The 15,336-nt window shown below is 65.5% G+C and carries 14 protein-coding genes; 3 read left to right on the forward strand and 11 right to left on the reverse strand.

What is annotated here, in order from left to right:
- Positions 1–12 precede the first annotated feature (12 nt).
- The 5 genes from ACSQ23_RS18360 to ACSQ23_RS18380 form a co-directional block, all read right to left on the reverse strand.
- Complete coding sequence (locus ACSQ23_RS18360) at positions 13–411, reverse strand: YbaN family protein (RefSeq protein ID WP_055879395.1); 399 nt, start codon at positions 409–411, stop codon at positions 13–15.
- A gap of 4 nt (positions 412–415) precedes the next feature.
- Positions 416–1,816: an alpha-L-fucosidase gene (locus ACSQ23_RS18365; RefSeq protein WP_436091460.1), complete on the reverse strand. Its 1,401-nt coding sequence runs from the start codon at positions 1,814–1,816 to the stop codon at positions 416–418.
- Complete coding sequence (gene guaA / locus ACSQ23_RS18370; protein WP_055879397.1) at positions 1,813–3,381, reverse strand: glutamine-hydrolyzing GMP synthase; 1,569 nt, start codon at positions 3,379–3,381, stop codon at positions 1,813–1,815. The genes ACSQ23_RS18365 and guaA overlap by 4 nt, the downstream gene beginning before the upstream one ends.
- A gap of 56 nt (positions 3,382–3,437) precedes the next feature.
- Entirely contained in the window at positions 3,438–4,142 is a 705-nt protein-coding gene (locus ACSQ23_RS18375; RefSeq protein WP_436091461.1) for a Crp/Fnr family transcriptional regulator, read from the reverse strand.
- Positions 4,143–4,217: 75 nt separating this feature from the next.
- On the reverse strand, positions 4,218–4,919 hold the full coding sequence (locus ACSQ23_RS18380; RefSeq protein WP_082528115.1) for a cyclic nucleotide-binding domain-containing protein: 702 nt from the start codon (positions 4,917–4,919) through the stop codon (positions 4,218–4,220).
- Positions 4,920–5,121: 202 nt separating this feature from the next.
- Between ACSQ23_RS18380 and ACSQ23_RS18385 the strand changes: the two genes are divergently transcribed.
- Together ACSQ23_RS18385 and ACSQ23_RS18390 are read left to right on the forward strand one after the other, a co-directional pair.
- On the forward strand, positions 5,122–6,348 hold the full coding sequence (locus tag ACSQ23_RS18385; protein ID WP_055879403.1) for an acyltransferase family protein: 1,227 nt from the start codon (positions 5,122–5,124) through the stop codon (positions 6,346–6,348).
- A 4-nt stretch (positions 6,349–6,352) separates the two neighbouring features.
- A complete protein-coding gene (locus ACSQ23_RS18390) occupies positions 6,353–6,928 on the forward strand; it encodes a DUF1349 domain-containing protein (RefSeq protein WP_055879406.1) in 576 nt (191 codons plus the stop codon).
- 5 nt (positions 6,929–6,933) lie between these two features.
- Here the strand turns inward: ACSQ23_RS18390 and ACSQ23_RS18395 are convergent, their stop codons facing one another.
- The 5 genes from ACSQ23_RS18395 to guaB form a co-directional block, all read right to left on the reverse strand.
- Positions 6,934–7,419: a TspO/MBR family protein gene (locus tag ACSQ23_RS18395; protein WP_055879408.1), complete on the reverse strand. Its 486-nt coding sequence runs from the start codon at positions 7,417–7,419 to the stop codon at positions 6,934–6,936.
- A gap of 32 nt (positions 7,420–7,451) precedes the next feature.
- On the reverse strand, positions 7,452–7,856 hold the full coding sequence (locus ACSQ23_RS18400) for a hypothetical protein (RefSeq protein WP_436091462.1): 405 nt from the start codon (positions 7,854–7,856) through the stop codon (positions 7,452–7,454).
- 2 nt (positions 7,857–7,858) lie between these two features.
- Positions 7,859–9,151, reverse strand: a complete 1,293-nt coding sequence (locus tag ACSQ23_RS18405; RefSeq protein WP_055879413.1) for an RsmB/NOP family class I SAM-dependent RNA methyltransferase — start codon at positions 9,149–9,151, stop codon at positions 7,859–7,861.
- A 61-nt stretch (positions 9,152–9,212) separates the two neighbouring features.
- Positions 9,213–9,632 carry an MAPEG family protein gene (locus tag ACSQ23_RS18410; RefSeq protein WP_436091463.1) on the reverse strand — a complete coding sequence of 140 codons (420 nt, stop codon included), beginning with the start codon at positions 9,630–9,632 and terminating at the stop codon, positions 9,213–9,215.
- 149 nt (positions 9,633–9,781) lie between these two features.
- Entirely contained in the window at positions 9,782–11,284 is a 1,503-nt protein-coding gene (gene guaB, locus ACSQ23_RS18415; protein WP_055879419.1) for an IMP dehydrogenase, read from the reverse strand.
- Positions 11,285–11,717: 433 nt separating this feature from the next.
- Here guaB and ACSQ23_RS18420 point away from each other — a divergent pair, with 433 nt between their 5' ends.
- Complete coding sequence (locus ACSQ23_RS18420; RefSeq protein ID WP_436091464.1) at positions 11,718–13,769, forward strand: elongation factor G; 2,052 nt, start codon at positions 11,718–11,720, stop codon at positions 13,767–13,769.
- A gap of 248 nt (positions 13,770–14,017) precedes the next feature.
- On the opposite strand, the gene ACSQ23_RS18425 is transcribed toward ACSQ23_RS18420, so the two are convergent.
- Positions 14,018–15,334: a hypothetical protein gene (locus ACSQ23_RS18425; RefSeq protein WP_436091465.1), complete on the reverse strand. Its 1,317-nt coding sequence runs from the start codon at positions 15,332–15,334 to the stop codon at positions 14,018–14,020.
- Between the last annotated feature and the right edge of the window lie 2 nt (positions 15,335–15,336).

Raw genomic sequence — 15,336 nt, forward strand, 5'->3', positions numbered from 1 at the left:
CGCCCTCGGGCATCACGACGGCTCCGGCCGCGACAGCACGTACCAGGCGCAGGCGCCGAAGACGGCGAGGACGAAGAGCGCCAGCGGCAGGTCGGGGCGCGCGCCGATCAGGAACAGCACATAGCCGAGCACCATGCCGCCCGTGGCCAGCGACTTGCCGCGCCGCGAGATGGCGCCCTCGGCCCGCCAGGCCTTGATGGTCGGGCCGAAACTCTTGTGATTGAGCAACCATGCCTCGACCCGGCGATTGGAGCGGGCAAAGCAGCCGGCGGCAAGAATGACGAAGATGGTCGTCGGCATCAGCGGCAGGAAAGCGCCGATGATGCCGAGCGCGAGAAGGGCGAAGCCGGCGACGAGATACCCTAGGCGCACCATGCGGGCCGAGACCCCGTCTGGACGGTCCTGCTCCATGAGATCAGCCAGCCTCCCCGGCCTGCAAGACCCGGCTTCGCAGTCGTGCCGCCCCCCGCGCGGCGGTGACCGACAGTTTGACGGCGTCGGCCTCCACGGCGGGGAACGAGATGATCCGGCGATAGCCGACCGAGCCGCATTCGGCGACCGGAAGCCAGCGATCACCTGATGTTCGGACCTCCACCAGAAGATGCTCGACCTGCTGGCCCAGGGCGATGTCCTCATCGACGATCACGCCAGCGATCCGCCTCGGCTCCGGCCACGACAGAACGAGGCTGGCGCCGGTGGAGTCGATGATCCATGCGCCTTCCTGGTCCAGCGCACCAGCGGGCGACGCGGTGGCCGCTGGGGCGATATCGGCATCGTAGAGGCCCGCGATGCGCTTTCCCAATTGCGACAGTACGAGCCGATCTGCCGCACTGACGAGGCCGGCGCGGTCCGGAGGTACGTTGAGCAGGAACGTGGCGTTGCCGCCGACGGATGCGCGGTAGATGTCGAACAACTCGCCGGCGGATCGGACCTCGGCGTCTTCCTTGGCGTGGTGAAACCAGCCCGGCCGGATCGACGTATTCACCTCGGCGGGGTACCAGACGAGCTGATCGCTCGAGGCGCCGATGGCCGCCCGGCTCCCCAGATCCTGTTCGTCCGAGCGGACCTGACGCGAGAACTTCCCGTCATCGACCTGCTGCGAATTGGACGCGGTGCGTTCGGCATCGCGCAGCGAGGCAGGCACCACGCTCCACTCATTGGGCCGGGTGTGTCCGGCCTCGTTGCCGCACCAGCGCACGTCGGGACCGCAGACGCTGATCACCGCATCGGGCTGCAACTCCCGGACCACGGCAAAGTAGCGGTCCCAGTCGTAGTACTGCTTCCTCCCGGCCGCGCCTTCGCCGTTGGCGCCATCGAACCAGACCGAGAAGATCGGGCCATAGCCCGAGAGCAGTTCCCGCAGTTGCGCGACGAAAAAGTCGTCGTAGCCGACCCCGGTGCCGTACGCAGGCTCGGTGCGGTCCCATGGGGACAGGTAGACGCCGAACTTCATGCCACGACGCGCGCAGGCCGCCGAGACTTCTGCGACGAGATCCCCTTGACCGCCTCGCCATGGGCTGGACGCCACCGAGTGTCGCGTGACCGCGCTCGGCCACAGGCAGAACCCGTCATGGTGCTTGCAGGTCAGGATCAGCCCGCGCATGCCGGCCGAGGCGAGGCTCTCGACCCACTGGTCCGCATCCAGCTGCGCCGGATCGAACAGGGCGGGATCCTCGTGCCCGAGGCCCCATTCCCGATCGGTCATGGTGTTCATGCCGAAATGGATGAAGCCGTAGAATTCCAGCTGCTGCCAGGCCAGTTGCCGCGGCGTCGGCCGAACGGCGGAGGCCGCGGCGATGCGGCTTAGCGAACTCACTCCCACTCGATGGTGCCGGGCGGTTTCGACGTCACGTCGTAGACCACCCGGTTGATGCCGCGCACTTCGTTGATGATGCGCGTGGCGGCGCGGCCGAGGAAGTTCATGTCGTAGGGGAAGAAATCCGCCGTCATGCCGTCGACCGAGGTGACGGCGCGCAGCGCGCAGACGAACTCGTAGGTGCGGCCATCGCCCATCACGCCGACGGTCTGCACCGGCAGCAGCACGGCGAAGGCCTGCCAGATCTTGTCGTAGAGCCCGGCCTTCCTGATCTCGTCGAGATAGATAGCGTCGGCGCGGCGGAGAATATCGAGCTTCTCGCGCGTCACGCCGCCCGGCAGGCGGATGGCGAGGCCGGGGCCGGGGAACGGGTGGCGGCCGACGAAGCGGTCGGGCAGGCCGAGTTCGCGGCCGAGCGCCCGGACTTCGTCCTTGAACAGCTCGCGCAGCGGCTCGACCAGTTGCATGTTCATACGATCAGGCAGGCCGCCGACATTGTGGTGCGACTTGATGGTGACCGACGGGCCGCCCGAGAAGCTGACGCTCTCGATCACATCGGGGTAGAGCGTGCCCTGCGCCAGGAACTGCGCACCGCCGAGCTTCTTGGCCTCTTCCTCGAACACTTCGATGAACAGCCGGCCGATGGTCTTGCGCTTGGTCTCGGGGTCCGCCTCGCCTTCGAGCGCGCCGATGAACTTGTCGGCAGCGTCAACATGGACGAGCGGGATATTATAGTGGTCGCGGAACATCGAGACGACTTCGTCGGCCTCGTTCATCCGCATCAGGCCATGATCGACGAAGACGCAGGTCAGCTGGTCGCCGATCGCCTCATGGATCAGGATCGCCGCAACCGAGCTGTCGACGCCGCCCGAGAGCGCGCAGATCACCCTGCCCTTGCCGACCTGGGCGCGGATCTTGTCGACAGCGCGCTGGCGATAGGCCGACATGGTCCAGTCGGACTTGAGCCCAACGATGTTGTGCACGAAGGATTGGAGGAGCTTGCCGCCATCGGGAGTGTGCACCACCTCGGGGTGGAACATGGTGGTGTAGTAGCGCTTGCGCTCGTTGACCGCGATGGCGAACGGCGCGTTCTCCGAGGTGCCGATGACGGTAAAGCCCTCGGGCAGCTCGGTGACGCGGTCGCCGTGGCTCATCCACACCGGATAACGCCCGCCGACTTTCCAGAAGCCATCGAACAGCGGGCTCTGTTCCTTGATCTCGACATCGGCGCGGCCGAACTCGCGGGCGTGGCCACCCTCGACCTTGCCGCCCTGCTGCAGCGCCAGGGTCTGCTGGCCATAGCAGATGGCGAGGATCGGCACGCCCGAATCGAACACTTCCTGCGGCGCGCGGGGGCTGCCCTCGTCGGTCACCGAGGCAGGACCGCCCGAAAAGATCACGCCCTGCGGCTGCAGCCGGGCGAAGGCCTCGGCGGCGCTCTGGAACGGATGGATTTCGCAGTAGACGCCAGTCTCGCGCAGGCGGCGCGCGATCAGCTGGGTCACCTGGGACCCGAAATCGATGATGAGAATGGACTCGGCGGGGGCGGCGGCGATGTCTGTCATGGCGGGGAAATAAAGCCCGGACGGGGATTGTGCAAGCCTCCTCCCGGTCAAGGCACCTATGCCGAGAGGGGTGCCACCCTGGTCGTGTTGGCGCGCACCAGCTTGCCAACGAGGTTGCGGTTCAATCCGGCTTCCATGGCGCGATGGATGGCGGCGTCGGAGGCCACCGCGACGTGCAGCCGTTGCTGGTCGAAGGCCAGCACGCGCATCGGCCTGGATGCCACTACGGTGGCGGTCGCCGGCTCGCCGCTGAGGAAGCTCATCTCACCGAGATAATCGCCCGGCCCGCACACTGCGATGATCCGGCCGGCGCTCTCGATCCGCGCGACGCCACTGGCGACATAGAGCAGGTCCTTGACCACCTCCCCTTCGCGCACCAGCACTTCGTCGGCTGGGATCTCACGCACTGTGGCAAAGGCCAGCAGGCGCTTCAGGGCGCGCCGCTCCACGCTGGGCGGCATGCTGTCGACGAAATGGCGATGCTCGTCGGTGAAGCGGTGGTGGCGCTCGTAGTACCAGATCAGCAGGAGCTGGCCGATGTTCACCAGCACGAACACTGTTTCCCACAGGACGCTCACCGGATCGAACACGAAGAACGCCCGGTAGACGATCTTGGCGACGCCCGACGCTACGGCAAAACTTCTCAGCCACACCATGCGCCGCATCAGCATCGAGACGATCAGCAGGAAGTAGGTGAAGTGCCCAAACAGGATGACCGGGTTGGTGAAACCCACGAACAACTGATCAACCAGGCCCGACATGGTGCACCACAAAAGGAAACACTGAGACCGAGGGCCTAGCCCGGTCCCACTGTCACAAACAAGGGGCTCGATGTTCTAGGCTGCAGCGACCTGCTCAGGACGGGCGGCGTTGGCCTTGGCCAGTTTGCCGACGAGGTTGTGGTTGAGACTGGCGTCGAGCGCCTGGCGAAGATCACTGTCGGCCTCGACAGCGGCGCGCAGCCTCGTCTGTTCGAAAGCGAGGTAGCGCACCGGCTTGGCAGCGATGGCAGTGGCCGAAGCCGGGGCGCCGGTGACGAAGCTCATCTCGCCGACGAAATCCCCCGGTCCACACACGGCGACGATTCGTCCGGCCTGCTCGATCTGCATCACGCCATCGGCGATGAACACCAGCTCGCTAACGGCCCTGCCCTCTTCAGTCAGCTTCTGGCCCTCGTGGGCATGGCGAAGCCTGGAGAGGCGCAGCAAGCGGCGGACGGTTCGTCGATCGATGCTGGCGGGCATGATCGAGGCGAAACGCTGCTCGTCCTCGGAAAACCGATGCCGCCTGGCGTAGTACCAGAGGATCAACAGTTGAACGACATTCACCGCGACGAAGATCACTTCCCAGAACACGATGATCGGGTCGATCTCAAAGAAGGCGCGATTGATAATACGTATTATGCCTGCAGCAATGGCAATAGCACGAAGCCAGCCCATATCGTTCATCAGCATAGAGATGACAAGTAGAGCATACGGCACGTGAGTCAGCAGATGACTTGGATCCATCATCCGTGTGACAAAATCCTGAAAAGTCATTTGGCCTCTACACGATAAGTATTGCGCCAGTAGGACGCAGCGACAGCCTCGCGTCAACCGCTACCTCCGCTTGTGCCGCGCCTGTCGCTGACGCGTCTGCGCGAGCGCAAGGGGGTTGCGCAGCAACCCTTGGCGGTGCCAAATGAAATCGATTGCACGAACTACCGCGCGGCAGACGCGGCGTGCCACGCGAGGGGAACCGATGACTGATAACCGCCTGAATGGCGCCGATTTCGTACGCGCGGCTGCGTGCCTCACGGTGCTGTTCCACCATCTGGCGCAACGCATGAGCTGGCAGGATCAGCTCGGCGGCGTCGAGTGGTTTCGGGTATTCGCGCAGATCGGCACGTTCGGCGTGGCGATGTTCTTCGTCCTCTCGGGCTTCCTGCTGTCGCGGCCGTTCTGGCAGGCGCTGGATCGCGGTGAGCCGGCGCCATCGCTGCGGGTCTACGCCATGCGGCGCGCTGCCCGCATCCTGCCCGGCTTCTGGCTGGCGCTGCTCGTCACCTTCGTCCTCAGCATCACGGTGTTCGGCGCGGTGCTCGACGGGCAGCTGGTGCTGCGGCTGGTCGCCGGCATCTTCACGGTCGCCGATTGGCACTGGATCACGCTGTTTCCGGTCGAGGTGAACGGGCCGCTGTGGTCGATCAGCTTCGAGGTCACGTCATACCTGCTGCTGCCGGCCGGCTTCGCGGCGCTGTTCTTGCTGGGACGGTGGAGCGGCCAGGGCTGGCAATCGCGCCTGATATGGTTGGGGGTCATCGGGCTGGCGCTCGCCGCGCACTGGCTGTTCGCCCGCTACTATCGCGTCGACACGCACCAGCGCGGCTGGGATTACGGGCTGATCGGCGGCGCCAAGTACTGGATGCCGCGTTTCAACCCGTTCGCCTTCTTCGCCATGTTCGCCGTCGGCGCGCTGGCCGGCGGACTACAGGTGCGCTGGGCGAAGTACCGGCACGCGCTGTTCGACCTTGTCGCATTCGCAGCGTTCGCCTGGGGCATTTACCTCATGCAAGTGCAGCTTTCGGCCAAGACCGCCGATGGCTGGGGCTGGCTGGGTGTGCCCTATGGCTTCCCCTGGTTCGTGCTGGCGGTCGGGCTGTTTCTCTCGTCCTCGCCATCGAGCGCGCTGCTCGGCCAACTGCTCGACAACCCGGTGACGCGCTATGTCGCGAAGATCTCGTTCGGCATCTATATCTGGCACTATCCGGTGCTGGAACTGGTGCGGGTCTACTGGGATCCGCAGATCGACCACGGGCAGTCGTCCGATCCCGTCCGCTTCATCGTTACCTGTACCATCATCACGGTCATCACTTTCACCGTGGCGCACCTGTCGTATCATCTGGTCGAGAACCCGATGATTCAGTGGGCGCGCGGCAAGGAGCGGCGCAGCACCGGTTCGGCGACAATCACTGCGGCGGCGGAATGACCTGATGAAAACCGGCAAGACCTTCTGGCGCAACCAACCGCCGTTCTACGAGGAGCGCGGCGGCACGCTGACGGTGCGGACGGGCCCGGAGACCGACTACTGGAATAACACCTTCTACGGCTTCAAGCACGCCGACGGGCATTTTCGCGCCACCGAGGTGAGCGGGGATTTCAGCTTCGAGCTCAGTTTCAGCGCCAACTACCAGCGCCTCTATGACCAGGCCGGAGCGATGCTGTTCGTCGACGGCGACAACTGGCTGAAATGCGGGGTCGAGTTCACCGATGGGGCGATGCACTTTTCGGTCGTGGTGACCCGCGATGACCAGTCGGATTGGTCGGTGCTGAAGCTCGATCGACCGGTCGACGCTGCCGTGACGCTGCGGCTCACCCGGCATGCCGAAGCGCTGCGGGTGCAGTTGCTTCAGCCGGATGGCAGCTGGCAACTGGTGCGGCTGTGCTTCCTCCGCATGGGTGAGACAGTGGAGGTCGGCCCGATGACCTGCTCACCGACGGGCGAGGGGCTCGAGGTCAGCTTCACCCGCTTGGCGCTGGGTGAGCCGATCTCGCGGGAATTGCACTAGGCCGGCTAGTTCAGCGTGGCGATGGCGAGGTTCAGCAGACTGGCAAAGCCGACCCAGGCCGCATAGGGCACGAACAGCCAGGCCGAGACACGGTCACGGCCCCAGCGATTGGCGATGAACATGAGGATCAGCGCGAAGATGGCGATGATCACGATGAAGGCCGGCCAGAGCAGGTGCAGCGAGAACCACACCGGCGACCACAGCCAGTTGAGCCCCATCTGCCCGTACCAGAGCTTCATGCCGGTACCATCAGGCTCGCTCAGGAAGGTGCGCCAACCGGTGATGGCGATCAGCACATAGAGGGCGAACCACACCGGCCCGAACAGCCAGTTGGGCGGGTTGAACGGCGGCTTGGCGAGGCCGGCGTACCATTCGCCGGGGGCGGTCGAGATGCCGATGACTGCGCCGACGCCGATCACTACGGCAAGGAAAACCGCCAGCAGGATTAATGCGCGCGGCGTCTTGAGGTCGGATATCGTTAGGGTGCTCATGCCTCGAGTAACGTGCGAGGCGAAGGCAAGTTTCACTCGGTCGCGGTACAGTCGGCGGCGAAGTTCAGCGGGAATTTGCCGCCCTGCCCCGCGGCATCAGCATAGACGATCTCAACCGTCTGCTCGTCGGCGGCCCAGAGCGGGAAGGCGTTGAGCAGCACGAGATGTGTATCGGTCAGTGGGACCCGGCAGCCGCGGCGCCACTTGCTGCCGTCAGCGGCGATGGTCTCGGCGATGATCCGGCGCTCGCAGCTCGCCTCGCCACACGTCTCGCCGATGTCGAGCGCGACGCGCCCCGACGGCGAGACGAAATGGTGCTTGGCGCTGACGCCCGGAATGGCGAACCAGACCACTGCCCCGACGATCAGCAGGAAGGCGATCGAGCCGACGGTGAAGATGAACAGGGGCGACAAGCCGCCGGCATCATCGCGGATCATCCTCAGCCTCGCTGCATGGCGATGATGTAGAAGCCATCAGTGCCGGTGAGGTGCGGGGTGAGGGACACGCCACCTTCGGGCGAGAAGCGGGCGCGCAGCCTGGCGCCGGAGAAGTGGCTCATCCAGAGCTTGTTGCCGGCAACAGCCTTGAATTCCGGGTTGGCTTCGAGGAAGGACGCGGCCTGCCGGGCGTTCTCCTCGGGCAGCACCGAGCAGGTAATGTAGACCAGTGTGCCACCTGGTTTCAGATACTTCGCCGCCTCGATGAGGATGGCCCGCTGCTCTTCGACGCGGAGGGCAAGCTGGTCGGGCGTCAGCTTCCATTTGGCGGTCGGCTGGCGGCGCCAGGTGCCCGAGCCGGTGCATGGCGCATCGACCACGACGCGATCGAGCTTGCCGATGAGATCATCGAGCACGCCCTCGCCCGGGGCGCGGACCTGTACGTTGCGGGCGCCGGCGCGCTTCAGGCGGTCATAGATCGGAGCAAGGCGCGTGCGGTCGCTGTCATAGGCGAAGATCTGGCCGCGGTTCTGCATCGCGGCGGCCATGGCAAGGGTCTTGCCCCCTGCTCCGGCGCAGAGGTCGAGCACCTGCTCGCCGCCGCGCGCGCCGCCCAGCGCGGCGACGATCTGGCTGCCGAAATCCTGCACCTCGAACCAGCCCTTGATGTAGCCTTCCTCGCTCTGGACGTTCGGCGTGCGGCTGTCGCGCTCGCCGGCGGGAAAGCGGATGCCCTCGGGGATGGTGACGGTGGCATCGGGAGCGAAGCGCCCGAGGGCCCGCAGCGCCTTGTCGCGGTTGGCCTTCAGCGTGTTGACGCGCAGGTCGAGCGGCGGTCGGCCGGAGAGATCGTGCGCTTCGGCGACCCAGTCCTCCCCAAAGCTCTCGGCGAGGTGCGGCGCGACCCATTCGGGCACATCGCCGCGCACGTGGTCGGGCGCACCAGCGAGCGGATCGGCGGCGGTAAGCTTTGCCGCCTCCTCGGCATCTATCGGCGCAGGGGCGAAGCGATCGCCGCCAAAGCTCTGGTTGAGCTCATCGATGTTCTCGCCCCACTCGCGCACCACGACGCTCAGCACCAGGGCGCGCGGTGCGTCCGTACCCATGGCGAAGGCGTGCGAACTCCTGCGGCGCAGCGCGTCGTAGACGAGGTTGCCGATGGCGGCGCGGTCGCCGGCGCCGGCAAAGCGGTTGTTGAGCCCCCAGGCCTTCAGCGCCTCGGCCACCGGGCGCTTGTGCGCATCGATATCGGCGAGCACAGCGATGGCGGCGGCAATCCGGCCGGGCAGTCTCATGCGAAGATCCTCTTCTCGTCAGCCGCGTCCGTGCCACGATGCGGCACGCGGATCAAGCTCGCTACAGTGTGAGGAGCAGCCGCGCCACCAGGTCGAGCCAGAACACGCAGAGCAGCTGCAGCCCGACCAGGTAGGCGGCAAAGCGCCGGACCACATGGTTGTCGGTGATGTGCACGAAGGCATGTACGTAGCGGGACGCGACGAACAGCCAGGCCAGCACGATCTCGAAAGGGGTCGGGCCGAAGTAGAGCGCCAGCCCAGCCCCGACATAGAACAGCACCGGCAGCTGGAACTGGTTGTCGAAGGCGTTGGACGCCTGCCATTCGCGCTTCGGCCAAGCCTTACGCTCGAGCGCGATGTCGTCGATCCGCACCTCGCCCTTCATCACCATCGGGAGCCGAATGGTGCCGAGGTACCAGAGCAGCCCCAGGGCGAGCGCGCCCTGGGCGAGGATGGCGGCGATCAGCCAGAATGAGGTCAACCGATAGCCTCGCTGCTTCCGGGAACCACGGAGTCATCCCCGCGAAAGCGGGAACCTCGGTTTTTGCGCCTGCTGCGCCATCCCCAACGGAGGTTCCCGCTTTCGCGGGAATGACCCGGTGGAGTTGGCAGCAACGTGACAGGCCGGCCTTAGTTGCCGCCGCGGTAGTTCGGGCTCTCGCGGGTGATCGACACGTCGTGGACGTGGCTTTCGTTGAGGCCGGCGCCGGAGATCCTCACGAACACCGAATTGTCGCGGAAAGCCTGCAGGTTGGGCGCGCCGGTATAGCCCATGGCGGCGCGAAGACCGCCGGCCAGCTGGTGCAGCACGTTGCCGGCGGCGCCCTTGTACGGCACCTGGCCCTCGATGCCCTCGGGCACCAGTTTCAGGCTGTCGTTCACTTCCTCTTGGAAATAGCGGTCGGCCGAACCGCGGGCCATGGCGCCCACCGAGCCCATGCCGCGATACGACTTATAGGAGCGGCCCTGGTAGAGGTAGACCTCGCCCGGGCTCTCGTCGGTACCGGCCAGCAACGAGCCGACCATGGCGCAAGACGCACCGCCGGCCAATGCCTTAGCCAGGTCGCCTGAGAATTTGATTCCGCCGTCGGCGATCACCGGGATGCCGTGCTTGTCCCCCTCTTCGGCGCAGGCCATCACCGCCGCAAGCTGCGGCACGCCGACGCCGGCGACGATGCGGGTGGTGCAGATCGAGCCGGGACCAATGCCGACCTTCACCGAATCCGCGCCCGCTTCGATCAGCGCACGGGTGGCTTCGGCAGTCGCCACGTTGCCGGCGACGATGCGGGTGGAATTGCTCTCGCGCTTCACCCGCTCCACCGACTTCAGCACGCCGGTCGAGTGACCGTGCGCCGTGTCGATCACCAGGAGGTCAACGCCGGCATCGATCAGCGCCAGCGAGCGTTCGAAGCCAGCGTCGCCGACACCGGTGGCCGCCGCGACGCGGAGGCGACCCTGCGCATCCTTCACCGCATGCGGGTTGAGCTGGGCCTTCTCGATATCCTTGACGGTGATCAGCCCGACGCAACGGCGATCGTCATCGACCACGAGGAGCTTTTCGATGCGGTGGGCATGCAGCAGGCGCTTGGCCTCGTCCTTGCTGACACCGTCACGCACCGTTACCAGGTTCTCATGCGTCATCAGTTCGGCAATGCGCTGGCGCGGGTTATTGGCAAAGCGCACGTCGCGGTTGGTGAGGATACCGACCAGCCTGCCGATCTTGCGTCCGCCCTGCCCACCATTCTCCACCACCGGAATGCCAGAGATGTGGTTGGCTTCCATCAGCGCCAGCGCGTCGGCGAGCGTTGCGTCAGGTCCGATGGTGATGGGGTTCACCACCATGCCGCTTTCAAAGCTCTTCACGGCGCGGACATGCTCGGCCTGCACCAGGATATCGAGGTTCTTGTGGATCACGCCCATGCCGCCGGCCTGCGCCATGGCGATGGCCATGCGGCTCTCGGTCACCGTGTCCATGGCGGACGACAGGATCGGGATATTGAGCGAGATATCCTTGGTCACCCGGGTGCGGATGTCGACATCGGTCGGCAGCACATCGGAGCGCGCAGGCTGCAGCAGCACGTCGTCGAACGTCAGTGCGCTATCGCCGGTGATGGAAGTAATGATCTTCGCCAAGGGTCGGGCCCTTCCCTTCTGAGCATCAGAAAAACGGAAGCCCGTGAGCGGAACGACTCGTCGCCGGCTCACGGGTTGGCGAGGGTGATTACCACCGCCCCCCGGGTTTGGGAAGGGCGATCGCAGCAAAGCTGGTGTGCGCCGCCCCCCACCCCTGTCCCCTCCCCGCGAGGGGACGACAAGATGTCGCCCCGAGGGGGAGGGAGACCAAACCACCGGCACCTCAGTATGCGTCTCCCTCCCCCTTGCGGGGAGCGATCAAGCGTGGGGGTCCGCAGCCACCGGCTTCAGCACCTTCCACAGGCGGCATCGCCCGATTGGCTCCGCTCTCCCAGAGCGCTACAGTATCGCGGCGGACGCGCCTCAACGGTGCGAGGACCACGCACCGGGGAGGACGTCGCCAGAGGAACAAATCACGAACGAGGAGGAGTAGATGGCAAACGACAACGGCAGACAAGCCGGGCCCCGGTGCATCGCGCTGGTGGGGCCGTTCGCGAGCGGCAAGACTTCGCTGCTCGAAGCGATCCTCATGCGCACTGGGGCCATTACCCGACAAGGCCACGCGAGGGATGGCAACATGGTGGGCGATGCCGCACCGGAAGCCCGCTCGAACGGCATGAGCGTCGAGGTCAACGTCGCCGAGACCGAGTTCATGGGCGACCGCTACAGCTTTATCGACTGCCCCGGTTCAGTCGAGTTCCAGTATGAATCCCTCGCCGTCCTCGCCGGCTGCGACATGGCAGTGGTGGTGGCGGAAGCCGACCCCAAAAAGGTCGCGGCGCTGCAGCTGATCCTCAGGGATCTCGAAGCGCGGAAACTTCCGCACCTGATCTTCCTCAACAAGATCGACAAGCTCTCGGGCCAGGTCCGCGACATCCTCACCATGCTGCAGCCGGCGAGCCGGGTGCCACTGGTGCTGCGGCAGTTGCCGATGACCAAGGCCGGCGTGGTGACCGGCTGCATCGACCTGGCGCTCGAGCGGGCGCATGTCTACCACGAGGCCAAGGAGAGCGAGATCATCGCCCTGCCCGATGGCGAAAAGGCTGACGAAGTTGCTGCACGCACTGCCATGCTCGAGCAGATCGCCGATTTCGACGACGTGCTGATGGAGCAGCTGCTCGAGGATGTGCAGCCGGAAAAGGACCTGATCTTCAAGGACCTGGTCGAGGAGATGCGGGCCGGCAAGATCTGTCCGGTGTTCATCGGTTCGGCCGAGCACGGCAACGGCATCACCCGACTGCTGAAGGCGATCCGTCACGAGGCGCCGACGGTGAAGGAAACCCGAGCCCGGCTCGGGCTCGCCGACGGAACCGGCACCGTGGTGCAGATCATGAAGACCATGCAGACCGCGCGCAGCGGCAAGATGTGCGTCGCACGGGTGCTCAGTGGCAGCGTTGCCGATGGCGCGACGCTCCGCTCTGCCGACGGTCGCGAAAGCAAGGTGTCGGGCATCTTCCGAGTGATGGGCCAGGAAACGCAGAAGCGCGAGGCGGCGCAGGAGGGCGAAACAGTAGCGCTCGGCAAGGTCGAAGCCGCCCGCACCGGCGATACGCTTTCGGCCGGCCGCATGGTGCCGGACTTGATGCCGCCGCCCGAGAGCATGCCGATGATGGCGATCGCCGTGTCGCCGAAGGAGCGCAAGGACGACGTGCGGCTGTCGACGGCGCTGCAACGCATCCTCGAGGAGGATCCCTCACTGCATCTCACGCATGTGCCCGAGACCGGCGAGACCGTGCTCGAAGGGCATGGCGAGATGCACCTGCGGGTGGTCGTCGAGCGGATTACCGGACGCTACGGCGTGCCGGTCACCACCTCGGTGCCGCGTATCGCCTATCGCGAGACGATCAAGAAGTCGGCCAATGTACGCGGCCGGCACAAGAAGCAGTCTGGCGGGCACGGCCAGTTCGGCGACGTGGTGCTGACCATCAAGCCGCTACCGCGCGGCGGCGGGCTGGGCTTTGACGAAAAGATCACCGGCGGCGTGGTGCCACGGCAGTATATCAGCTCGGTGGAGGCCGGCGTCCGCGAGTATTTCGGCATGGGCGGCCCGCTGGGCTTCCCGGTGGTCGATGTGGCGGTGACGCTGACCGACGGCTCGTACCACACGGTCGACTCCTCCGACATGGCGTTCCGGCAGGCGGCGCAGATCGGCATGCGCGAAGGCATGCCACAATGCGAGCCGGTGCTGCTGGAACCGGTGATGGAGGTGACGGTGCACTGCCCGAGCGAGGCCACGGCCCGCATCAACGCCATCCTGCCCCGCCGCCGCGGCCAGATCGTCGGCTCGGACACCCGCGAGGGCTGGGACGGCTGGGACGACATCCACGCCTACGTCCCGGCTTCCGAAATGCAGGACCTGATCATCGAACTCCGGTCAGCGACAGCGGGGGTCGGCAGCTTCGAACAGGAGTTCGACCACCTGGCGGAGATCGGCGGACGGTTGGCCGAGGAAGTGGCGAGCAAGTATGGGAGGCAGGTGGCTTAGGGTGGCACAGCGGGGCGTGGGGAGACACAGTGCCCTCCACGGCCCCCTCTCTTGCGATTTCTAAGGCTTAGCCAAACGGCTAAACCTAGAAATCGCTTTCTCCCCCGCCAAGGGGGAGATGATCGGTGGCCTCCATTCGCATCGGAGCATCAGTCGGGACTCTCCCCCTCGGCGGGGGAGAAAGCGAAAACTTGGGCTTAGCGCAGCTAAGTCCCTAGTTTTCGCAAGAGAGGGGGCCGTGGCGAGCCTCAAGCCTCGACGCTTGCGCCCTTCACCGGCTCCGGCAGATCCAGTGCCTCGATCCTCGCGATCAGCGGTTCGATCCGCTCGACCGCGTCGATGTGGCGCTGTTCCATGACGAAGTTCACCGTCATGAACTCGCGGCCGGGGCAGAAGGTGGCGATGTTGGAGGCGGGGTGGTAGGCGCCGCAATAGATCGGTTCCATCATCCACTGGGTCACCGGACCCAGTGTGCGGTGCGGCGGTACCAGGGTCAGCACGGTGTCGACGCGGCCCGAAAAGCGCCAGAAGCGCGGGCCATAGAGGAACGGGAACCAGCTATGGAGCTTCCGGTGCATGGCGAACAGGGCCATGATCTGGGTCTGGAACGAGGTAATGTCCTTGTTCTCGATCTGGCTGACGACATCGTCGACCGAGCGCACATACTCGACGAAATCCTCCTTGTAGGGGAATTTCGCCTGCAGGGCGCGCACCCGGAAGAAGTCGTCGTCGGCATCGGTGCGCCGGGTATCCAGCATCGTGTAAGCCGCGGCGATCACCGCCTCGTTGAGGCGCCGGTCGGTATCGGAATGAAGTGCATGCGTGACGATGGCAAAGTAGAGCGAGCGCTGCCGCACCCCCAGCCGATTGGCGAGGCGACGCAGCCGGTCGCGGCGCAAAGGCAGGGTCTTGAAGCCGAACGGCTTGTCGGGCGGCGACATGATGTGGGCGAAGAACAGGTGCAGCGACACGCCGATACCGGCCTGTAGCGCGCCTTTGAAGCGGGCGCCGAAGCTGACCTTGTTGTCCTTGTTGGACTGGATGCCGTGATTGGCGGTCTGCGAGCGCGACAGCAGCGCCGAATCCGAACCCTCGAGCACGCAGTGCGCGGCGCGCACCTGGATCACCGAGATGCGCCCCTCGGCATCCGGGCCGTCCTTCAGCGTCGCCGCCATGAAGCGGAACAGCGGCAGGTCGGGGTGATCGAAGATGTCGGCGCTTTTACCGAGCCACTTGTCCGGGTAGCCGTCAAAGCTGTCAACCAGCTCCACCGAAGTGATGGCGTCGAGCTGGCTCTCGGTGAACGGGTGCCCCGGACGCGCCCCGACAAAGCCGTGCGTCAGCTGCGGCGCCAGCGCCACCACCTGCGCCACCAGTTCCTTCAGCTTCTGCTTATCGAACTTCTCTTTCGAGAAGGCGGTAAAGAAGATCGTGTCCTTGCCGGTGTAGAGGAACCACTGGAAATTGGTGAACAGCGCCTGTGGGTTCTTCTGCACTGCTGCAAAGGCAAGGTCGAGCGCCTCGGCATGATTGCTGGCGAAGCTCGACGACGAAAAGCTCTTCATGA

It is taken from the genome of Devosia sp. LjRoot16 (assembly GCF_964252795.1).
Lineage (GTDB): Bacteria > Pseudomonadota > Alphaproteobacteria > Rhizobiales > Devosiaceae > Devosia_A.